General features: G+C 63.7%; 19 protein-coding genes. 8 read left to right on the top strand and 11 right to left on the bottom strand.

Features of this window, described 5'->3' with window-relative positions; genetic code table 11:
• Nucleotides 1–85: 85 nt before the first annotated feature.
• The 4 genes from FXB40_RS22820 to FXB40_RS22805 all read right to left on the bottom strand — a co-directional run bounded on the left by FXB40_RS22820 (nt 86) and on the right by FXB40_RS22805 (nt 4,358).
• On the bottom strand, nt 86–490 hold the full coding sequence (locus FXB40_RS22820) for a YccF domain-containing protein (RefSeq protein ID WP_148774453.1): 405 nt from the start codon (nt 488–490) through the stop codon (nt 86–88).
• 63 nt (nt 491–553) lie between these two features.
• The gene (locus FXB40_RS22815; RefSeq protein WP_148774452.1) at nt 554–1,606 is read right to left on the bottom strand and encodes a rhomboid family intramembrane serine protease; all 1,053 of its coding nucleotides are present in this window, start codon (nt 1,604–1,606) and stop codon (nt 554–556) included.
• A gap of 235 nt (nt 1,607–1,841) precedes the next feature.
• A complete protein-coding gene (locus tag FXB40_RS22810; protein ID WP_148774451.1) occupies nt 1,842–3,386 on the bottom strand; it encodes an acyl-CoA synthetase in 1,545 nt (514 codons plus the stop codon).
• A 162-nt stretch (nt 3,387–3,548) separates the two neighbouring features.
• Nucleotides 3,549–4,358, bottom strand: a complete 810-nt coding sequence (locus FXB40_RS22805) for a crotonase/enoyl-CoA hydratase family protein (protein ID WP_148774450.1) — start codon at nt 4,356–4,358, stop codon at nt 3,549–3,551.
• 105 nt (nt 4,359–4,463) lie between these two features.
• On the opposite strand from FXB40_RS22805, the gene FXB40_RS22800 reads away from it, so the two are divergent.
• Nucleotides 4,464–5,336 (top strand): SDR family oxidoreductase, encoded by an 873-nt coding sequence (locus FXB40_RS22800; protein ID WP_148774449.1) that lies wholly within the window; start codon nt 4,464–4,466, stop codon nt 5,334–5,336.
• A 78-nt stretch (nt 5,337–5,414) separates the two neighbouring features.
• Complete coding sequence (locus FXB40_RS22795) at nt 5,415–6,992, top strand: fatty acid--CoA ligase (RefSeq protein WP_148774448.1); 1,578 nt, start codon at nt 5,415–5,417, stop codon at nt 6,990–6,992.
• A 131-nt stretch (nt 6,993–7,123) separates the two neighbouring features.
• Here the strand turns inward: FXB40_RS22795 and FXB40_RS22790 are convergent, their stop codons facing one another.
• Nucleotides 7,124–8,398 (bottom strand): acyl-CoA dehydrogenase family protein, encoded by a 1,275-nt coding sequence (locus tag FXB40_RS22790; protein WP_148774447.1) that lies wholly within the window; start codon nt 8,396–8,398, stop codon nt 7,124–7,126.
• 211 nt (nt 8,399–8,609) lie between these two features.
• Here FXB40_RS22790 and FXB40_RS22785 point away from each other — a divergent pair, with 211 nt between their 5' ends.
• The gene (locus FXB40_RS22785; protein WP_148774446.1) at nt 8,610–9,389 is read left to right on the top strand and encodes an enoyl-CoA hydratase-related protein; all 780 of its coding nucleotides are present in this window, start codon (nt 8,610–8,612) and stop codon (nt 9,387–9,389) included.
• A gap of 113 nt (nt 9,390–9,502) precedes the next feature.
• Here FXB40_RS22785 and FXB40_RS22780 read toward each other — a convergent pair whose 3' ends face one another.
• The 3 genes from FXB40_RS22780 to FXB40_RS22770 are packed head-to-tail and all read right to left on the bottom strand — an operon-like array spanning nt 9,503 to nt 11,654.
• Entirely contained in the window at nt 9,503–9,880 is a 378-nt protein-coding gene (locus tag FXB40_RS22780) for a DUF6285 domain-containing protein (RefSeq protein WP_148774445.1), read from the bottom strand.
• Between the two features lie 2 nt (nt 9,881–9,882).
• Nucleotides 9,883–10,869, bottom strand: a complete 987-nt coding sequence (locus FXB40_RS22775; protein WP_148774444.1) for a phosphotransferase family protein — start codon at nt 10,867–10,869, stop codon at nt 9,883–9,885.
• Nucleotides 10,866–11,654, bottom strand: coding sequence for an enoyl-CoA hydratase/isomerase (locus FXB40_RS22770; RefSeq protein ID WP_148774515.1), 789 nt, complete (start codon nt 11,652–11,654; stop codon nt 10,866–10,868). Before FXB40_RS22770 ends, FXB40_RS22775 begins: the two co-directional genes overlap by 4 nt.
• Before the next feature lie 192 nt (nt 11,655–11,846).
• On the opposite strand from FXB40_RS22770, the gene FXB40_RS22765 reads away from it, so the two are divergent.
• The 4 genes from FXB40_RS22765 to FXB40_RS22750 all read left to right on the top strand — a co-directional run bounded on the left by FXB40_RS22765 (nt 11,847) and on the right by FXB40_RS22750 (nt 15,477).
• Nucleotides 11,847–12,626, top strand: coding sequence for an SDR family NAD(P)-dependent oxidoreductase (locus FXB40_RS22765; protein ID WP_148774443.1), 780 nt, complete (start codon nt 11,847–11,849; stop codon nt 12,624–12,626).
• Nucleotides 12,627–12,735: 109 nt separating this feature from the next.
• A complete protein-coding gene (locus FXB40_RS22760) occupies nt 12,736–13,116 on the top strand; it encodes a VOC family protein (RefSeq protein ID WP_148774442.1) in 381 nt (126 codons plus the stop codon).
• 292 nt (nt 13,117–13,408) lie between these two features.
• Entirely contained in the window at nt 13,409–14,686 is a 1,278-nt protein-coding gene (locus FXB40_RS22755) for an acyl-CoA dehydrogenase family protein (protein ID WP_148774441.1), read from the top strand.
• A gap of 173 nt (nt 14,687–14,859) precedes the next feature.
• The gene (locus FXB40_RS22750) at nt 14,860–15,477 is read left to right on the top strand and encodes a flavin reductase family protein (protein ID WP_148774440.1); all 618 of its coding nucleotides are present in this window, start codon (nt 14,860–14,862) and stop codon (nt 15,475–15,477) included.
• Between the two features lie 70 nt (nt 15,478–15,547).
• Here the strand turns inward: FXB40_RS22750 and yghU are convergent, their stop codons facing one another.
• The 3 genes from yghU to FXB40_RS22735 all read right to left on the bottom strand — a co-directional run bounded on the left by yghU (nt 15,548) and on the right by FXB40_RS22735 (nt 20,037).
• Complete coding sequence (gene yghU / locus FXB40_RS22745; RefSeq protein WP_148774439.1) at nt 15,548–16,426, bottom strand: glutathione-dependent disulfide-bond oxidoreductase; 879 nt, start codon at nt 16,424–16,426, stop codon at nt 15,548–15,550.
• Nucleotides 16,427–16,528: 102 nt separating this feature from the next.
• Nucleotides 16,529–18,205 carry a methyl-accepting chemotaxis protein gene (locus FXB40_RS22740; RefSeq protein ID WP_148774438.1) on the bottom strand — a complete coding sequence of 559 codons (1,677 nt, stop codon included), beginning with the start codon at nt 18,203–18,205 and terminating at the stop codon, nt 16,529–16,531.
• Nucleotides 18,206–18,378: 173 nt separating this feature from the next.
• Nucleotides 18,379–20,037 (bottom strand): flavin-containing monooxygenase, encoded by a 1,659-nt coding sequence (locus FXB40_RS22735; RefSeq protein WP_148774437.1) that lies wholly within the window; start codon nt 20,035–20,037, stop codon nt 18,379–18,381.
• Nucleotides 20,038–20,258: 221 nt separating this feature from the next.
• Between FXB40_RS22735 and FXB40_RS22730 the strand changes: the two genes are divergently transcribed.
• A complete protein-coding gene (locus FXB40_RS22730; protein WP_148774436.1) occupies nt 20,259–21,392 on the top strand; it encodes a nitronate monooxygenase in 1,134 nt (377 codons plus the stop codon).
• Nucleotides 21,393–21,546: the final 154 nt, after the last annotated feature.

Below are 21,546 nucleotides of genomic sequence, written 5' to 3'. Positions count from 1 at the left end.
CGCTTGGATGCCCGGCCTACCAAGTGTGCAAGTTTTTTGCCGCAGCGCAAGATGAAGTTGGGGGCGGCGCACACCAAGGGCGGAGCTAGGCCGGCACGATCACCTTGCCGATCGGCCAGAGCGCGATGCCCGCGAGCTTCAGATGGGCCCAGGCGAAGGGAATGCCGATGATGGTGATGGCGAAGACCACGGCGGTCAGGACGTGGCCCAGCGCCAGCCACCAGCCGGCCAGCACGAACCAGATGATGTTGCCGATCACCCCGAGCAGACCGGTGCCGATATCACTCACGCCGGTGACCTGGTCGCGGTTGACCGCTCGCGAACCGAACGGCAGCAGCGTGTAGACGGCGATATTGAACGCCGCACGCGCCCAAGGCAGGCCGATAATGGTGATGGCCATGATCACCGCGGCGATCAGCCAGCCGACGGCCATCCAGGCACCGCCGATGAGAATCCAGATGACGTTGAGCAGAATGGAAACGGGGGCCATTAGATTTAGGAACCTTGGGATGATCCGGGGTCTATCAGCCCTCTTATAGCACGACCTCCGCGGTCATAGTCCATGACGCCGGCCGCGTTCGGCACGCAGCGATGTGCCGACAAATCCGACATCCTCGATCCCGCGCGAAATCTCCTTCGCGCAGAGCCACAGCGTCACTGCGGCGGCACCGATCGCGGCCAGTCCCGAGATGAGAACAGGATTGGGACAAAATGTGACGAGAAAATTATCGAGCGGAACGGACCCGGTTGGCCAGCGCGGACTGCAAGAAGATGCCAGAGCCAAACCGCAAAGCAGGACGGTGACGGCGTTCGCGCCAGCCAAAGCGATCACGACGATCGCAAGACCCTTCCTCATGGAGAGGACGAGATCGACGATCTTCACGACTGCACAACATGCGATCACGGCGGCGATGGCCTGGGCCTGACCGCTCCAGGCCCACACTGCCGCAACACAGGCCAACAGGGTGAGATTGACCTTCACAGCTTCGGGAAACTTGCAACGAAGCGCGTAGGGATTCACCTTCTCGATGAGGTCCAGCAATGCGCAGGCGATCAGCCCGGCCGCAAAGCCACCGAGATGCACGCCCCAGTCGATCCGCGAATTGCCGAGCGCAAACGCGATGTTCAATCCGATGTTGATCGCAAAGAAGTCGAACCTGACGTCGAGCTTGCCGAGGATCCACAGGCAGAGCAGCCCGCCCAAAATGCCCGATGTGGCGCCGGACGCGCCGACCGTCAAATAGGGCGTGGCATGGATGCCATTGCCGATGACCGCGCCGAACACCATCGCGCAGAGATAGATGCTGAGGAAATAGGCCGGCCCAACCCGCCGCTCGAGATGCCCGCCCCACAGCACGAGGCACAACATGTTCATGGTGAGGTGGACGAAGTTGACGTGCAGGAAGCCATAGGCGAGCAGGCGCCAGTACTCATGCCGCGCAATTGCGCCCGAATACATGCCGCCGTAGCGATACAGCAGCTCCGCCGGCGCGGCCGGACCGCCGGCCTGGATGAAGCAGAATCCCGACGCGAGGACGGTCACGGTCATCAACGCGTAGACGGCCGCATGTGGGACTTCGAAGAAGCTGGCGCGGTATGAGGGCATCGGCGATCGCAAGCGGCAGGAAACGGGAGCGCCAACCTAGCCGAGCCGATCGATGATTGCTACTCCAGCGCGTGCCGGCGGGCGGCGCCTACCGCCCCTCGAATTTCGGCGCGCGCTTCTCCATGAAGGCCTTCTCACCCCTGTGTTCGTAGCCCGGATGGAGCGCAGCGAAATCCGGGGTTTTCGACGCAAGCACCGCCCCGGATTGCGCTTCGCTCCATCCGGGCTACACAGTTCAAATCTTCCGCCCTGCCTGCTCCCAATAGGGATCGCGCAGGCGGCGCTTGAAGATTTTTCCGGAGTCTTCGCGCGGCAGGCCCGAGCGGATCTCGATATGCTTGGGTATCTTGTAATCGGCGAGTGACGCTTTCAGCCGCGCGCGGATGCCGGCGGCATCGAGCGTGATGCCGGGTTGCGGTTCGACCACCGCCATCAGCGCTTCGCCGAACTCGGCGTCGGGGATGCCGAACACGGCGCAATCATGGACGCCGGGCACGGCATGCAGCACGGATTCGATCTCGGCCGGATAGATATTGACGCCGCCCGAGATCACCATGTCGCGCTTGCGGTCGCAAATGAAGACATAGCCGTCCTCGTCGATATAGCCGACGTCGCCCGAGGTGATGAAACCGTCGCGATCGATCTCGGCGCGCTTCTCGGGCTTGTTGTGGTAGGTGAAGTCCGCCATCCCGACCATGCGCGAATAGATCTCGCCGATCTCGCCCACGCCCAGCACGCTTCCGTCATTGCCGATGAAGCGCAGCTCGGCGCCGGGCGAAATCTTGCCGACGGTGCCGGGCTTCTTCAGCGCGTCCTCGGAGGTCGCGAACGTGACGGCGCTGGACTCGGTCGAGCCGTAGAATTCATAGATCACCGGCCCCCACCATTCGATCATGGCGCGTTTGACGTCGGCCGGACACGGCGCGGCGGCATGAATGATGTGGCACAGCGAGGAGACGTCGTATCTCTTGCGCACCTCTGCCGGCAGCTTCATCAGGCGGATAAACATGGTCGGCACCATGAAGATGGTGTCGATCTCAAAGCGCTCGATCAGCTCCAGAAACTCTTCCGGCTCGAAGCGCGGCATCAGCACCAGCGCGCCGCCGAGTTTTCCAGCGCGGATGCCGAACGAGTTCGGCGCGGAATGATAGAGCGGGCCCGGCAGGATCGCGCGGGCTCCGGGCTTCAGCCCGTAGATCATCGCGCGCATGCGCTCGCCGGCGGCCTGCTGATCCGCCGTCGGCGCGTTGCGCCGCACGCCCTTGGGATGGCCTGTCGTCCCCGACGTATAGATCATGTTCATCGGCTGCGGCACGACCGGACCGTCATAGGGCTGGTGCTGCGCGAGCCAGCTTTCGAAATCGATCGCAAAGTCAGGAGTCGTCAGGTGATCGGGATCGATCTTGTAGTTCTTCAGGATCTCCGGCGGCGTCGGCACGCTGAGCACCGTGACGCCAGCGGGAATCGCATCGCGCAGGGCGTGCAGCATATCGGCATGTCCGATCAGCACGGACGTGCCGGTATCACCAAGGATGTAGTTGATCTCCTCCGGCTTGAAATGCCAGTTGACCGGCACTCCATAGGCGCCCAATCGCATCGCGGCGTAGGCAGCTTCCAGGAAGGCGATATCGTTTCGCATCAGCATGCAGACGCAATCGCCCTGCTTGACGCCGATTTTGGCGAGACCGGACGCGATGCGGTCGGCGCGATTGGCAACCTCGGCATGGGCGCGATGGCGCTCGCCGGAGACAATGCCGAGGAATGGGGACGTTTCGCTCATTTGTTTTTTCTTTTTGTTGAAATCGACCCTCTTGGTGAGGAGGCGCCACCGGGTCCGCGCAAAGCGCGGACCGATGATAAACTCCACGCCGTCTCGAACCATGAGAGCCCGTGGCCCATCCCTCGAGACGCCGCTTCGCGGCTCCTCGGGATGAGGACCGTGCTAATCCGCATACTTCGCCGCACGCTTCTCCAGATTCGACCGCACGGCTTCGGTCTGGTTCGCGCTGCCGATCAGCTTCTGCTGCTCAACCGACTCCGCGAGCAGCGCGGGGCCCGGATCGACCGAGAGATTGTTGAGCAGGCGCTTCGCGGCGCGGATCGCATCGGGGCTCTTGCCGGCGATCTCGCGCGCGACTTCGAGCGCCGCGGCCCGCGGATCATCGCAGATACGCGTGGCGAGGCCATATGTTATCGCCTCCTGCGCGGAGAAGATGCGGCCGGTGTAGGTGAGATCGCGCAAGATGTCGTCGCGCACCAGCGAAGCCAGGATCGGCGTGCCGGCCATGTCCGGCACGAGGCCCCATTTGATCTCCATCACCGACATCCGCGCATCGGGCGCGAGGAAGCGCATGTCGGCGCCGAGCGAGAGCTGGAAGCCGCCGCCGAAGGCAACGCCATGCACGGCCGCGATCACGGGAACCGGAAGCTTGCGCCATCCCCATACCGCCTGTTGCGGAAAGTTTGCCTGGCCGTGCGTCCGCTTGGTGAGGTCGCGATTTTCGCCACCCGGAATTCCGTTGCCACCGCCCTCCTTCATGGCGGCAAAACGCCCCATGTCGAGACCGGCGCAGAAGGCGCGTCCTTCACCTGATAGCACTACGACGCGCACGCCTTTTTCCTTCGAAAGCCGCTCGGTTGCCGCAACAAGGGCCTCGAACATGGCCTGATCGAGCGCATTCATCTTGTCCGCACGCACCAGCCGCACGTCGGCGACGCCTTCCGAGATCGAAATCGAGACGCGCTCTTCCATGGATGAATTCTCCCCTGTTCTCGTTCGGTGCCGCTTTACAGAAAGCTGACGGCCGGATTTAGTCAATCGACCAATTAACTGACAATCCGTACGGGAGAAACAGCCATGTTCAAGGAAAATCTTCTGGCTGGTCGGCGTATTCTCGTGACCGGCGGTGGCACGGGTCTCGGCAAGTCGATGGCGGCGCGCTTTCTTCAACTCGGCGCCGAGGTGCACATCTGCGGCCGGCGCAAGATCGTCTGCGACGAGACCGCGACCGAGCTGATGGCTGAGTATGGCGGCCGCGTCACCAGCCACGGCGTCGACATCCGCAACGCGCTCGCGGTCGACGAGATGATCGAGACCATCTTTCGCGATGCGCCGCTGACCGATCTCATCAACAACGCCGCCGGCAACTTCATCTCGCGCAGCGAAGAGCTCTCGCCGCGCGGCTTCGACGCCGTCGCCAACATCGTCATGCACGGCACGTTCTATGTGACGCATGCGGTCGGCAAGCGCTGGATCGCCCTGAAGCAACCCGGCAACGTCGTCTCGATCACCGTGACCTGGGTGCGCAACGGCTCGCCTTACGTGGTGCCGTCGGCGATGAGCAAGTCCGCGATCCACGCCATGACGATGTCGCTCGCGACCGAATGGGGCCGGCACGGCATCCGCCTCAACACCATCGCACCGGGCGAGATCCCGACCGAGGGCATGAGCAAGCGCATCAAGCCGGGTGATGAAGCCGGCGCACGCACCAAGGCGATGAACCCGATGGGCCGCGTCGGCACCATGGAGGAATTGCAGAACCTCGCAGTGTTCCTGATCTCCGGCGGCTGCGACTGGATCACCGGCGAGACCATCGCCATGGACGGTGCGCAGGCCCTCGCGATGGGCGGCAATTTCTACCAGCTCCGCGACTGGAGCGACGACGACTGGAAGACCGCGCGCGAGAGCATCATGGCGCAGAACGAGAAGGATCGGGCGAAGCGGGGGTAGCGTCCTCTCCCGTATTGTCTTTGCTCGCGGATGACGCCACACTCCGCAGCATAAAAACAAAACGCCCACGGGAGAAACATGACCACACAGCCATTGGCGAATCTCGCCGACATGGTGCGCGAACGCGCGACGAGCCGCGGCGATGCCATCGCCTATGAGTTCGAGGGCCGCGTCACCAGCTTTGCCGAGTTCAACGTCAAGACCAACAAGGTCGCGAACGCGTTGATCGCGATGGGCGTCAAGAAGGGCGACCGCATCGCCCATCTCGGCAAGAACAGCGACCTCTATTTCGAGCTGCTGATGGGCGCGATGAAGGCCGGCGTGGTGATGGCGCCGGTGAACTGGCGGCTCGCCGGGCCCGAGGTCGCCTTCATCGTCGCGGATTGCAAGGCGCCGGTGCTATTCGCAGGGCCGGAGTTCATCACGCAGGTCCGCCAGATCAGGGATCAGCTCCCGGGCGTGCGCACCATCATCACCACCGAAGGTGGCGCGCCGGAATGGCAGGATTTTACCGCATGGCGCGATGCGCAGAGCGGCGACGATCCGAAGGTTGCGATCGACACGAAAGACATCGCGATCCAGCTCTACACGTCGGGCACGACAGGCAAGCCGAAGGGCGCGATGCTGAGCCACGCGAACTTCCTCAACCTCGTGCAAACCGGCAATGCCGCGGACAAGCCGGAGTGGAACCGGTGGTCCACCAACGACGTCTCGCTGGTCGCAATGCCGATCTTCCATATCGGCGGCTCCGGCTGGGGCGTGATGGGGCTTTATCACGGCGCCCGCGGCGTGATCGCGCGCGAGTTCGATCCGACCAAGGTTTTGGATTTCTTCGAGCGGTCGGGCATCACAAAGCTGTTCATGGTGCCGGCGGCGATGCAGTTCGTGGTGCGGCAGCCGCGCGCGAAGACGGTCGACTTCTCCCGGCTAAAATACATGCTGTACGGCGCCTCGCCCATTCCCGCGGCCTTGCTGAAGGAATGCATCGAGGTCTTCAAATGCGGTTTTGTCCAGATGTACGGCATGACGGAGACGACGGGCACCATCGTCGCGCTGCCGCCGGAGGATCACGTCGAGGGTCTCGAGCGGATGCGCTCGGCCGGCAAGGCGCTGCCGGGCGTCGAGATCGCCATCCTCGACGCCGACGGCAAGCCGCTGCCGCCGCGCGAGGTCGGCGAGATCGCGACGCGCTCGGGCTCCAACATGGCGGGCTACTGGAATCTGCCGGAAGCGACCGCCTCGACGCTGCGCGGCGACGGCTGGCTGCGCACGGGTGACGCCGGTTACATGGACGAGGACGGCTACCTCTACATCCACGACCGCATCAAGGACATGATCATCTCCGGCGGCGAGAATATCTATCCGGCCGAGGTCGAGACCGCGCTGTGCGATCATCCTGACGTCGCCGAGGCCGCCGTGATCGGCATCCCCGACGACAAATGGGGCGAGGCCGTGAAAGCTGTCGTGGTGATGAAGCCGGGCAAGCAGGCGACCGCAACCGACATCATCAACTTCACCCGCGAGCGCATTGCAGGGTTCAAGACGCCCAAGAGCGTGGAGTTTCTGCCGGCGCTGCCGAGGAATCCGAGCGGCAAGATCCTGCGGCGGCAACTGCGCGAGCCTTATTGGGCGGGGAAGGATAGAAGGGTGAATTGATCGCGTAGCGACGAAGTGCCGTAGGGTGGGCAAAGGCGCGCTCTTCGCGCGCCGTGCCCACCATCTTGTCCCGCATTCAAGGCGCGGTGGGCACGCTTCGCTTTGCCCACCCTACCGCACCGGTGCAAGCCTCAATGCTTCCCCGGCCCCATATACCCGAACAGGAATCCCGCCACCTTGCGCATCTGGATCTCCTCGCTGCCCTCGGTGATGCGGTAGCGGCGGTGGTGGCGATAGATGTGCTCGAACGGCTTGTGGCGTGAGTAGCCCATGCCGCCGTGGACCTGCATGGCGCGGTCGGCGGATTCGCAGCAGAGGCGGTTTGCCCAGTAGTTGCACATGGAGACGCGGTCGGACAGCGTGCGCTCGATCTGCTCCTCGTTGAGCTGGTCCATCTCCCAGGCAGTCTTGCGGATCAGCAGGCGCAGCATCTCGGCTTGGGTCGCAAGCTCGACCAGCGGAAACTGGATCGCCTGGTTCTCGGCAAGCGCCCTGCCAAACGGCTTTCGTTCGCGCGCGTATTTCACACTCTCGTTGATGCAGTAGACGGCGGCACCGAGCGAGCTCGCCGCCTGGCGGATGCGGTTCTGATGGACAAAACACTGCGCCAGCGACAGGCCGCGGCCGACCTCGCCGAACTGCGCATCCTCGGGCACGAACACGTCCGTAAAACTGACGCGCGGGTGATCGGTCGGCATGTTGAAGGTCCACATATATTCCTCGACCTTCACGCCGTGGCTCTTGGCCGGCACCAGGAAGCAGGTGATGCCGCGGGCATCGCCGTCATTGCCCGACGTGCGCGCGAACAACGCGCAATGCGTGGCGACGTGCATGCCGGTGGTCCACATCTTCTCGCCGTTGATGATCCAGCCCTTGACGTTGTCGCGGGTCGCCGGCACCGCACGCGTCTCCATGTGGGTCGCGTCCGAGCCGTGATTTGGCTCGGTCAAGCCGAAGGTGATGCGATACTTGCCCTTGATCGAGCCATCGATCATCGCCTTCTGGTCGTCGCGGCCGTAGCGGTCGAGCATGGTGACGACGGGAAAATTGCCGACGATGGAATGCTCGTTCTGGAGGTCGTTATGCAGGCCAAGACCCTTTGCCGCAAAATGCTCGCGGATCACGGCCATCCAGAGGTTGGAGCCGTCCTTGCCGCCATATTGCTTCGGCACCGGGAAACGCAGATGGCCGGCGGCGTCGGCGAGATCCTTGGCCTTGCGCAGCAGCGCTTCCCATTCGTGGCGCGGCAGGCCGTCATTCTCGAAATCGGTGCGCGCCCATTCGCGGCGATGATCGAAGAAGCGGATGTTGTCATCGGTCTGTTCGAGCGGCTTGATCTCGCGTTCGATGAAACGATCGAGCTCTCCGAGATAGGCGACGAGATCGGCAGGCAGTGAGAAATCCACGGTTCTCTCCCGGATTGATTTTATCGTTTTGTGTTAAGGCGCTAGGCGCGTTTTGCTTCGCACGATTAAGGTGAGAAGAGCGTCTCCGAGTCAAGCAAAGCGAGGCGTGTCAGCGGCGCAAGGCGCACCCACGCAATTCGATGGTGCTCCGGCGCTGACGCGCGGTAGTATGACGCCAATATTCCTTCACGAGAAACTGCGGGAGCGCGCGATGGAGCTGAAATTCTCAAAGGTGGAACGCAAGGGGCCGATCACGATCATCACGCTGTCGCGGCCCGAGGTCTACAACGCGCTGCACATCGACGCGCATTTCGAGCTCAACAAGGTGTTTGACGATTTCGCCGCCGATCCAGAACAATGGGTCGCGGTCGTCACCGGCGGCGGCGACAAGGCCTTCTGCGCCGGCAACGATCTGAAGTGGCAGGCAGCGGGCGGCAAACGCGGCTGGGACAAGGGCGGCTTTGCCGGCCTCACCTCGCGCTTCGACTGCGACAAGCCGATCATCGCCGCGGTCAACGGCGTCGCCATGGGCGGCGGCTTCGAGATCGCGCTCGCCTGCGACCTGATCATCGCGTCGGAGAATGCCACCTTCGCCCTGCCCGAGCCGCGCGTGGGCCTCGCTGCGCTTGCCGGCGGGCTGCATCGGTTGCCGCGACAGATTGGCCTCAAGCGCGCCATGGGCATGATCCTCACCGCGCGTCATGTCAGCGCCAAGGAGGGACAGGAGCTCGGCTTCGTGAACGAGGTGGTGCCGCAGGGCGAGGCGCTTGCGGGCGCGCTGCGCTGGGCGGAGATGATCACCAAGAACTCGCCGATGTCGATCCGGGCGTCCAAGCAAACCATCCGGAAGGGCCTTGCCGTGTCGCTTGAGCAGGCGATCGAAGAGCAGCGGGAATATCCGGCGGTGAAGGCGATGATGGCTTCTCAAGATTACATCGAGGGCCCGAAGGCGTTTTCCGAGAAGCGGCCGCCGAAATGGATGGGGAAGTAGAAGGCCATCCCTCCGCCGTCATTGCGAGCGCGGCGAAGCAATCCAGAAATGCATCCGCGGAAGTACTCTGGATTGCTTCGTCGCAAGGGCTCCTCGCAATGACGGGGAGAGGTCTACCCGCCTCGCGACAGCTCGCGCTTGTAGGAGGCGTAATTTGGCTGATCGACGGCGAGTTTGTCCATCGTGGTCGCCCACAGATGCTCCGCCAGCCCCGGCGTTGCGAGATCGACCTCGCCCTTGGCGATACGCTCCGCGAGCGCGCGATTGAGCTCCGTCACCGAGCCATCCATGCCGAGCAGCGCACGCAGCCGCTCCACTTCACTCGCGTCACGCCCCTCCTCCTGTGTCAGCTGCCGCGTGACAAGGTCGAGGATGTTGATCGCCACGCGCAGCTTGAACGCCTGGTGACCCGTGATCAGCGGCGTGATGTCATTGCGGAGGAAATCGGCGACCGCCTTCGTCAGCTCGATCGGTGTCGGTTCGTCCTGCATGCCTAACCTCCCCGCGGCGCGAGCAGCCGCAGCAGATCGATCTCTGTCTCGGACGCACGGCGGCCGATCATCGCGCGCTCCATGGAATGATCCGGCCCCTCGCGGAACCGCTGCATCATGCCGCCGCACATGATGCCCCAGCGCAACGTACCCATCACTTCCCAGAATTTTACGCGCGACGGATCGACTTTGCGGCCGGCCGCCTCGTAACCCGCAAACAGCTCTACGCGCGAGCCAAAGCCGCCGACAGGCTTGTCGATCTCGCCGAAGCGCCAGGAGTTGACGCAGACCCAGCCGAGATCCTCCATGGGATCGCCGAGATGGGCGAGCTCCCAGTCGAGCACCGCACGGACGCCATCGGCGCCGATGATGAGATTGCCGTTGCGGAAATCGCCATGCACCAGCGTCGTCTCGACCGAGGGGCCCGGATCGTGGTCGCGCAGCCAGCGCAGCGCCAGCTCGAACACCGGCTTTGGCCAATTCAGGCTGCGATAGTCGCGCTCGAACTCGGAGATCTCCTGGGTCGCGGAGCGGCTGCGCAGCTCCGGCAGCTTGTCCTGCGGCAGCCTGTGCAGGCCGGCAAGCACGCCGCCGATCTGCCGCGCGAGATGCGGCCGCGCCGCGGCAAACTCCTCGTCGCGAAGAATCTTGCGGGCGATGGTCTCGCCCTCGACGCGCTGCATGATGAAGCCAGTGCCGAGATCCTCGTCCGGCGTCAGCACATGCATGACGCGCGGCGACGGCACGCCCGCCTCAAAGGCGAGCTGCATCAGTTGCGCCTCGGCGGCAAGGCCAGCCGCGCGCGTCGGCGCTGCGCCATAGCCTTTCGGCGAGCGGCGCAGGATCGCGCCGATCGGCCCGTCGGGATGCGTGATGTCGAAGCGCCAGGTTTCCTGACTGGCGCCACCCGAAAGCTTTGCCGCGCCGGTGACGCCGGTCGCACCGGCACACCAGCGCTGGACGCTGCGGGAAAGCTCCCCCTCGATCATTTGCCTTTGAACTGCGCAGGGCGCTTCTCCAGGAACGCGCCGACGCCCTCACGGAAATCCTGCGTGTCGCCAGCGCGGAGCTGGCACTGGAATTCGAGATTGAGCTGGTCCTCGAAGGAATTTTCCGGGCTGTCCCAATAGAGCTTGCGGATCAGCGACAGCGCGATCGTCGGGCCGCTGGCAAGGTCGCGCGCGAGCTTCATCGCCTCGTCCATCAGCACGCCGTCATCATAGACGCGGTTGACGAGGCCCCATTCCAGCGCCTTCTCGGCCGGCAGGCGCTCGCCCATCAGCGACAATTCGACCGAACGCGCCTTGCCGATCAGGCGCGGCAGCAGCCAGGTCGAGCCGCAATCCGGCACGAGACCGATGCGCCGGAAAGCCTGAAGGAAGTAGGATGAGCGTGCGCACAAAATCATGTCGCCGAGCAGCGCGAAGCTCATGCCGGCGCCGGCGGCGGGGCCGTTGACCGCAGTGACGATCGGGCAATGCAGATTGCGGATGCGGCGCAGGAACGGATGAAAGCCGGTTTCGAGCGTCAGGCCGGCCTTGGTCTTCTTCGACTGGTTGTTGCGGCCCTGGAGATTTGCACCGGTGCAGAACGCGCGGCCCGCGCCGGTCAGCACGACGCAGCGCACCTGGTCCTTCTTCTCCTCGATCGCGTCGAGCGCATCGGAGAGGCCGCCCAGCATGTCCATGGATACCGCGTTCATCACCTCCTGATGGTCGAGCCTGAGGATCGCAACCGAACCATCGAGATCGAGCGTGACGTGTTTGAACTGCATCGTTTCCTCGTCAGTTACCGCCTGCGTCAGTTTCGCAGGCCGGAATTCATTTTGCCGCGGCGCATATTTGATTTTTGGCACGGTCTTGTCCATGGTGACGAAAGCATACCCCACCGTCATATCGCATGATCTTGCGCGCACCGGCTGACGCGCGTCATACCAAGAAACCTTGCCAAAAACAGGAAACGCGCCATGAACCTTTTCGACCTCACTGGCCGCGTCGCGGTGATCACCGGCGGCAATGGCGGTATCGGGCTCGGCATCGCGCAGGCGCTGGCCGGCCAGGGCTGTAACGTCTCGATCTGGGGCCGCAATGCTGACAAGAACAAGGCCGCTGCCGCGAGCATGGCGGGCCTGTCCGGCAAGGTCGATACCCGCGTCTGCGACGTCACCGATCCGGCTTCGGTCAATGCCGCGATGAAGGCGACGCTCGACACCTTCGGCCGCGTCGATGGCTGCTTCGCCAATGCCGGCATCGGCGGCGGTGGCCGCCGGTCCTTCATCGAGCGCACCGAGGAGGAATGGCGCACGATGTTCGCGACCAATCTCGACGGTGTGTTCCACGCCTTTCAGGCCGCCGCAAAACACATGACCGACCGCGCCAATGCCGGCGATCCCTTCGGCCGGCTGGTCGCGACATCGAGCCTCGCCTCGATCTTCGGCACTGCGCGCAACGAGCATTATGCGGCGACCAAGGCCGCCATCAACGCGCTGGTGCGCGCGCTCGGTGTCGAGCTGGCGCGCCACGGCGTCACCGCGAACGCGATCCTGCCCGGCTGGATCAAGAGCGACATGACCGCCGGCATCATGGCCAACGAGAAATTCGTCGCCAACGTGATGCCGCGGATTCCGATGCGCCGCTTCGGCGAAGCCAGCGATTTCGGCGGGATCGCGGTGTATCTGATGAGCAAGGCGTCGTCGTATCACACCGCGGATACGTTCGTGATCGACGGCGGTTATACCGCGTTTTGATTTTCGTCGCCCGGATGGAGCGAAGCGTAATCCGGGATTTTCAAAACTAAGCAAGACCCGGATTTCGCTGCGCTCCATCCGGGCTACAAACTCTGAGGGGAATGGGCAAATGTTCTCACACATCATGATCGGCACTAACGACCTCGACAAGGCCAAGTCGTTCTACGACAACCTGCTCAGCACGCTCGAAGTGCGCCCGGCCAAGGTCGACGGCCACCGCATCTTCTACTTCACCAAGACCGGCGTGTTCTCGGTGACCAAGCCGATCAACGGCGAGCCGGCGACCTGTGCGAACGGCGGCACCATCGGCTTTGCCGCCAATTCGCCTGAGCAGGTCGACAAGTGGCACGCCGCCGGTGTCGCCGCCGGCGGAGCGCCGATCGAAAATCCGCCCGGCATCCGCGAGGGCGCAGGGAACAAGCTCTATATCGCCTATTTGCGCGATCTCGACGGTAACAAGATCTGCGCGATGCACCGGATGCCGAACTGAGCCGGCCGACACTGTCATTCCCGCGAGAGCGGGGAATCCAGTACGCCGCGGCCTCTCGATTCAATCACCGCCGTCTCTGGAATACTGAATCGCCCGGTCTTCGCCGGGCGATGACAGCGGAGAGTACGGCAGGCACATCGAGCCTGCGCCCCTCCATTCAAACAACATTTCAAACGCCCTTGCGAAATTCCATCGCATGGCATGGCTTGCGTGAGAAAATACGCGCTCGCCCTTTGGCCGCGCTCCGACTATTCTCCGGCCCAACGCGATCTCAGTGACCCCGGGAGGAACAATGACAAAGCACGCCTACATTCCCCGTACCACCAACTACACGCTCAATCCCGGCGACGAGCTCAACGACCTGCGCATGTCGGACCAGGTCCGGCCGCTCTACGATCACGTCAGGAAATTTATTCGCGACACCGTCGAGCCGATGTCGATCGAATTCGCCAAGGCCGGCGAAGGCAAACAGGATCGCTGGAGCTTTACGCCGAAGCAGCTCGAGGTGCTTGAGGTCGCCAAGAACAAGGCCAAGAAGGAAGGCCTCTGGAACTTCTTCCTGCCCGATGACGAGACTGGCCAGGGCCTGAAGAACCTCGACTACGCCTATATCGCCTCCGAGCTCGGCAAGAGCCCGCTGGCCTCCGAGACCATGAACTGCTCGGCGCCGGATACCGGCAACATGGAGGTGCTGGAGCGCGTCGGCACCAAGGAGCAGAAGGAGAAGTGGCTGAAGCCGCTGATGAACGGCGAGATCCGTTCGGCCTATGTCATGACCGAGCCGAATGTCGCCTCCTCCGACGCCAAGAACATTTCGACCACGGCAAAGCTCGTCGGCGATGAGTGGGTCATCAATGGCGAGAAGTATTACATCTCCGGCGTCGGCGATCCCCGCTGCAAGATCCTCATCGTGATGGTGAAGACCAGTCCGGACGCGGCGCCGAGCAAGCAGCAATCGCAGATCCTGGTCCCCCGCGACACGCCCGGCGTCGAGGTACTCGGCCCGATGTACGTGTTCGGGCAGGACCACGCGCCGCGCGGTCACATGCACATGCGCTTCAACAATGTGCGCGTGCCGAAGGAGAACATGTTGCTCGGCGAGGGCCGCGGCTTCGAGATCTCGCAGCTCCGCCTCGGACCGGGCCGCATCCATCACTGCATGCGCACCATCGGCAAGGCCGAGAAGGCGCTGGACCTGATGGTGCAGCGTGGCCTCACCCGCGAAGCCTTCGGCAAGAAGATCGCCCATCTCGGCGGCAACATGCAGATCATCGCGCAGGCGCGCTGCGAGATCGAGGCGATGCGGCTGATGGTGCTGAAGGCCGCGAAGGCCATGGACGTGCTCGGCAACAAGGAGGCCCGCGTCTGGGTCTCCATGGTCAAGGCCATGGTGCCGGAGCGCGCCTGCAAGATCATCGACCAGTCGATCCAGATGCACGGCGCCACCGGCATCTCGCACTGGACGCCGCTTGCGGAGATGTACCAGGACGTCCGTCATCTGCGCTTTGCCGATGGTCCGGACGAGGTGCACTGGATGGTGGTGGGACGTCACGAGCTGAGCATGGCGTAGAGTCTTTCCTCTCCCTCTCCCCGTTCTTACGGGGAGAGGGTTGGGGTGAGGGGCCTCTCTCCACACATGAGATCGTCGAGGGACCTGTACCCCCTCACCCGAATTCGATCTGCGATCGAATTCGACCTCTCCCCGCAAGCGGGGCGAGGTGAAGAACCTCCCACGGAGCCCCCATGGACTACGCCGCCAGCGATCTGACGCCACGCGAGCGCTACAAGGTGCTGACGTCCTTCATCCTGCCGAGGCCGATCGCTTGGGTGACGTCAATGGGGCCGACCGGCGTGGTCAACGCCGCACCCTTCAGCTTCTTCAACGCGTTCTGTGAGGATCCGCCGCTCTGCATGTTCGCGGCGAACCGCAAGCCGAATGGTCAGGACAAGGACACCTTCCTCAACATCCAGCGGACCGGCGAGTTCGTGGTCAATCTCGCGGACGAACCACTGGCGAAGGCCATGCATGAGAGCAGCGGCGACTTTCCGCCTGACATCGGCGAGCCCGACTATCTCGGCCTGAAGCTCGCGCCCTCGACCAGGATCGCAGTGCCGCGGCTCGCCGACACGCCCTGGGCGATGGAGTGCAAGCTGTGGAAGATGATCGACGTCAATGATGATCGCCGGCTGATCATGGGCGAAGGCATCCACTTCCACATCCGCGACGAGCTCTGGGACAACGAGGCGATGCGGGTGCATATGGACCGCTATCACCCCATCGGCCGTATGTTCGCCGACCGCTATTGCCGCACCGATGACCGCGTGGTGTTTCCTGCGGCGGAGGGTGTGAAGAGATCGTAGGGCGGATTAGTTTGCGGACAAATGGTGGGCACGCTTCGCTTTGCCCACCCTACGATATCGGCGAGCGACGTTACGCAGTCTTCGCCGTCTCGATCTTGTCCTGAGTCTTCGTCTCGAAGTCAGACGCGTCGTGGCGTTCGTGGAGCTGGCTGGCGGGGTCGCCGGAGACGCGGTTGACCATGCGGCCGCGCTTTACCGCGGGGCGTTGCGCGATCTGGTCCGTCCAGCGCTGCACGTTCTTGTAGTCCTGCACCGACAGGAACTCGCCGGCGCCGTAAACCAGCCCCTTGGCGAGCGCGCCGTACCAGGGCCACACCGCCATGTCGGCGATCGTGTAGTCCCTGCCCGCGAGATATTCGTTGTCGGCAAGGCGCCGGTCGAGCACGTCGAGCTGGCGCTTGACCTCCATCGCGAAGCGATCGATGGCGTATTCGATCTTGAACGGCGCGTAGGCGTAGAAATGGCCAAAGCCGCCGCCGAGATAGGGCGCGCTGCCCATCTGCCAGAACAGCCAGGACATGGCCTCGGTGCGGGCCTTGATGTCCTTGGGCAGGAAGGCGCCGAACTTTTCGGCGAGGTAGAACAGGATCGAGCCGGATTCGAAGATCCTGACGGGCTCGGGGCCGGAGCGGTCCATCAGCGCCGGGATTTTCGAATTCGGATTAATATCGACGAAGCCGCTGCCGAACTGGTCGCCATTGCCGATCTTGATCAGCCAGGCGTCATATTCGGCGCCCTTGTGGCCGAGCGCCAGAAGCTCCTCCAGCATCACCGTCACCTTCACCCCGTTCGGGGTCGCCAGCGAATAGAGCTGGAACGGATGCTTGCCGACCGGCAGCTCCTTGTCGTGGGTGGCCCCGGCAATCGGCCGGTTGATGCTGGCGAACTGACCGCCGTTCTCCTTGTTCCAGGTCCAGACTTTTGGCGGCACGTAAGGGGTATCGGTCATGCGAAGGGCTCCGGCGAAAAGATGCGCCTGCATTAATTAGCCCACGGACCGCCGATGACAAGGCCTGTCGGGTCTGCGTCCGGCGCGGGCCTCAAGGCTGCGTCATGCAGCCCTGACCTTACCGAGGAAGTTTTGGACCAGCGAGCGCATTGCTTGCGCCTCGTGCGACAGCGAGGTGGCCGCGGACAGCACCTCCTGCGCGGCACCGCCGCCCGAACGCGCCGACTGGCTCACGCCCTCGATGTTCTGCGTCACCGTGCCGGTGCCGGCGGAGGCCTGCTCGGCGCTGCGCGCAATCGCCTGCGTCGCGGCGCCCTGCTCCTCCACCGCCGAGGCGACCGTGGTCGAGATCTGGCTGATCTCCTGGATCGTGCCGCCGATCGCGGTGATGGCGTCGACCGCCTGCGCGGTCGCCTGCTGTACCGAATTGATCTGCTGGCTGATCTCGTCGGTCGCCCGCGAGGTCTGCGCGGCGAGGCTCTTCACCTCATTGGCGACCACGGCAAACCCCCGGCCGGCATCGCCCGCACGCGCCGCCTCGATGGTCGCGTTCAGGGCGAGCAAATTGGTCTGGCTGGCAATCTGGTTGATGAGGTCGATCACCTCGCCGATGCGGCGTGCCGCCTGCTGGAGGCCACCGACGATGTCATTGGTATGGTTGGCCTGCTTCACCGCCTTATGGCTCACCTGGGCAGCGAGCGCGACCTGCCGGGAAATCTCGTGGATCGAGGACGTCAGCTCCTCGGCGGCGGAGGCCACCGTCTGCACGTTGGCCGAAGCCTGCTGCGCGGCCGCAGCCACCGTCATGGCCTGTTGGCCGGTTTGGCCGACGGTGGACGACAGGCCGCCTGCGGTCACCTGCATGCGGCTCGCTGCATCGGCGACGCCACCGATGGCCGAGCTTGCCGCCACGTCGAATTCCTGCGCCAGTCCCATGATGTAGGCGGCATGACGCTCCTTCGCTTGCCGCTCCTCTTCCTGGCGCGCACGCATCTGATCGGCCGCGACCATGCCCTCCTTGAAGACGAGCACCGCGCGGGCCATGGCGCCGACCTCGTCGCGCCGCGACGTCGCCGGCACTTCGGTCGTGGTGTCGTTCTGCGCCAGGCGCCCCATCGCCTTGTCGAGCGCGAGCAGCGGCTTGGCAATTGCCGAGCGCAGCACGAAGCCGGCAGCCGCCGCGAGCACCATCATCACCAGCAGCACAATCATGATCACCGCGCGCGCATTGTCATAGGTCCATTCCGCCGTGGCGACGGAACGGCCGGCACCGTCGGTGTTTACCTTCACGAGTTTGTCGGCGTCCTCGAGCAGCTCGCGAAACTGGTTTCTGCCTGCGAAGAAAGCGTCCCTGGTACCGTCGGGATTGGTGCCCAGCATGTCGAGCGCCTTGTCCGATTCCAGGAAGGTGGCGTAGTGAGCGCTGAGGCGCTTGAGGGCCGCCTGCTCCTCCGGCGAGGTCACTAGCGCCTCATAGGATTTGAGGCTGTCGGTCACGGTCTGCTCGATCTTGCGCAGGGTCTGGCGGATCTCCTCGCGGTCGCCCTCCTTCGCCATCAGCACCGAGAGCTGGTTGGTCCGGATGCGGGCGATCTGGTATTGCAGGCCCCTCGCCTTGTCGACGCTCGGGAGCCAATTGCCGGACAGCTCGCGCGCCGCGCCATGCAGGTCGGACAGCGATTTCAGCGCGAAACCTCCGAGCACCACCACCAGCAGCACGACTGCCGAAAATGTGAGCAGGAGCTTGCGCCCAACAGACATGTTGTTGAACCAAGCCATCGCACTCTCCATTCCAGATAGTCATTCCGCGCTTGCGCGCGTTCGTTGTAATGGAGGCGACTTACCGAATAATTACGTTCCGTTAGACGGCCGCGCTGAAATGTTGAGCGCACGGCGTCGATCCCGGTACGCTTTGCCGATTTAACTAGGGGCGTTTCGGTGATGTCCGCGTTCTACCCCGCCGCCACCTTGCGCGGCTGCCCCTCCGCTTCCATCACGAATCCCTCATATCCCTTGGCTGCGACCTCATCGCAGATCCGCCGATAGACGCCGACCCCGCCGATATAGGGCATGAAGATGCGCGGCTTGCCGGGGATGTTGGCGCCCATGTACCAGGAATTGGCCTGCGGATAGAGGGTGCCATGGGCGACCTCGTTGACATGCGCCACCCACTTCTCCTCGGCGTCCCTGCCCGCCTCCATCGTGGCAAGGTTTTGCTTGCGCATATGGACGAGGCAGTCGGCGATCCAGTCGACATGCTGCTCGATCGACACGATCATGTTCGACAGCACTGACGGGCTGCCGGGACCGGTGATGATGAACAGGTTCGGAAAGCCCGCGGTCATCAGCCCGAGATAGGTTTTTGGGCCTTCCGCCCATTTCTGGTTCAGGATCTCGCCGCTGCGCCCACTGATGTCGATCTTCGCCACCGATCCGGTCATAGCGTCAAAACCTGTCGCCATCACCAGTGCATCGACCTCGTGGTCCTTGCCAGCAACACGCACCGCGCTCGCCGTGATCTCCTCAATCGGATTGGACTTGATGTCGACCAGCGAGACGTTCGGCCGGTTGAAAGTCGCAAAATAATCGGTGTCGACGCAGATGCGCTTGGTACCGATCGGATGGCTGTTCGGTTGGAGCAGCTTTGCAGTCGCGGGGTCCTTTACGATCTCGGCGATCTTGCCGCGGACGAAATCGGCGGCCGTGTCGTTGGCGGTCCGGTCGAGACCGAGATTGTTGTAGACGTACATGAAGGTCAGTCCGCCGCGCTCCCAACGCGAAGCGTACTTTCCGTTCCTGGTCTCGTCGCTATCGTCGAGCGCACCGTGATCGGGCTGCTCGGCATAGATGCCGTTGCGCGCGATCTCGCGGGCGAAGCGGCGGATCTCCGGATACTTTTTGCGAAACGCGTCGCGCTCCTCTTCCGTCAGCGCGGCGTTGCGGGCGGGAATCGAGAAATTCGCCGTTCGCTGAAACACCGTGAGATGCTTGGCCTGTTCGGCGATGACAGGTGTCGATTGGATGCCTGACGATCCCGTACCGATCAGACCAATGCGCAAGCCAGTGAAGTCGACGTCTTCATGCGGCCAGTTTCCGGTGTGGTAGACGGGGCCTTTGAAATTCTCGAGGCCCTTGATGTCGGGCTTGCGCGCATTCGAGAGGCAGCCCGTGGCGAGCACGACGAATTGCGCCTGAACTGCCCTGCCGTCAGATATCGTGACCGACCATCTGTTCGCGCGTTCGTCGAATACGGCGCGCTCGACGCGCGTGTCGAACTGGATGTCGCGGTGCAGGTCAAAACGGTCGGCGACGTGATTGGCGTATTTCAGGATCTCTGCTTGCGGCGCGTAGTGCTCGCTCCAGTCCCATTCCTGCTGGAGCTCTTCGGAGAACGAGTAGGAATATTGCATGCTCTCGACATCGCAGCGCGCACCTGGATAGCGATTCCAGTACCAAGTGCCGCCGACGCCACCGCCCTGCTCGTAGACTCGCGCCGAGAAGCCGAGCCCACGCAGACGATGCAGCATGTACATGCCGGCAAAGCCGGCGCCGACGACAACCACATCGTAGGCCTCGGCGGCTTGAGCCTGGCTCGCTTGCGCTGGCGACATTGGTTAGCGCTCCCTGATCGTTTTCTGTTGTTGTGAGCCAGCATTCTCTGACATCAACGAAAGCGCAAGAGGCTAATCCGTAGCCCCTCTCCCGCTTATTTTGCGCGACGGAATGGCTCAGCGCGCGACGCGACGCCTGCACGCAAGATGCGCGCGGGAATCCGGCATGGCATCGCACATGACGATGGGCTAGCGTCGTCGAAGGCCGCCGGGAGAGGACCATGAAATCGCCGATCTGCGACATGCTGGGTATCGAGTTCCCCCTGCTCGCCTTCAGCCATTGCCGCGATGTCGTTGCTGCCGTCAGCCGCGCCGGCGGCTTCGGCGTGCTCGGCGCCACCGTGCATACGCCCGATACGCTCGAACGCGAGCTGAAATGGATCGACGATCACGTCGACGGCAAGCCCTACGGCATCGACGTGCTGATCCCCGAAAACATCTCGACGGCGGGCGAGAAGGACGTCACCTGGAAGAGCCTGGAAGCGCGTGTGCCGCAGGAGCACCGCAAATACACAAGCGACCTCCTGAAGAAATACGACATCGAGCTGATCACCACCGATGTGGCCGACAACCAGCCGCAGCCGTTCGACGCCGAGACCGCGCTGGAGCTGCTGAAAGTCTCGTTCAATCATCCGATCCGGCTGATCGCGAACGCGCTGGGCGTGCCGCCGAAAGCGATGATCGAGATGGGCAAGAAGCACGGCGTGCCGGTGGCAGCCCTCGTCGGCGCCAAGGAGCACGCGTTGCGCCAGGTCGCTGCCGGCGTCGATATTCTCGTGGTGCAGGGCACCGAGGCCGGCGGCCATTGCGGCGAGGTCTCGACCATGGTGCTGGTGCCGGAGGTGATCAAGGCGATCAAGCCGATCCGCGACGTGCCGGTGCTGGCAGCCGGCGGCATCATGACGGGCCGGCAGATGGCGGCCTGCATGGCGATGGGCGCGGCCGGCGCCTGGACCGGTTCGGTGTGGCTTGCGACCGTCGAGTCCGAGACCTCTGCGATCTTTCGCGAGAAGATGATCGCCGCATCGTCCCGTGATGCAATCCGTTCGAAGGGCCGCACCGGAAAGCCGGCGCGACAGCTCCGTTCGGTCTGGACCGATGCCTGGGACCGCGCGCCGGAGAGCCCCGGCGCCCTGCCGATGCCGCTGCAGAGCATCATCAGCCGCGATGCCTTCAACTCGATCGACCGGGCCGCGGCCGCCGGCAATGCCAGGGCGCGCGACCTCGTCAGCTATTTCGTCGGCCAGGGCGTCGGCCTGATCGACAGCGTGAAGTCCGCCGGCGCCGTGGTGCAGGAGTTCAAGGAAGAGTTTGCCGAAGCCGTCGAGCACATGAATGCGCTGGTGGCGGAGTAGTTGCTCGTGGCCGGAACAGTACTCGCGGCCCATCCTTCGAGGCTCGTCCAACGGCGGGTTGCGCCGTCGGCCTCGCACCTCAGGATGACGCTGTCCCCGTAGCCGTCACCCTGAGGTGGCCGCCTCTTCAGCGGCCCTCGAAGGGCGACGACGT

Source organism: Bradyrhizobium rifense (assembly GCF_008123425.1).
Classification (GTDB): domain Bacteria; phylum Pseudomonadota; class Alphaproteobacteria; order Rhizobiales; family Xanthobacteraceae; genus Bradyrhizobium; species Bradyrhizobium rifense.
The sequence above is the reverse complement of the archived record's forward strand: the minus strand, read 5'-3'. Positions and strand labels throughout refer to the sequence as shown.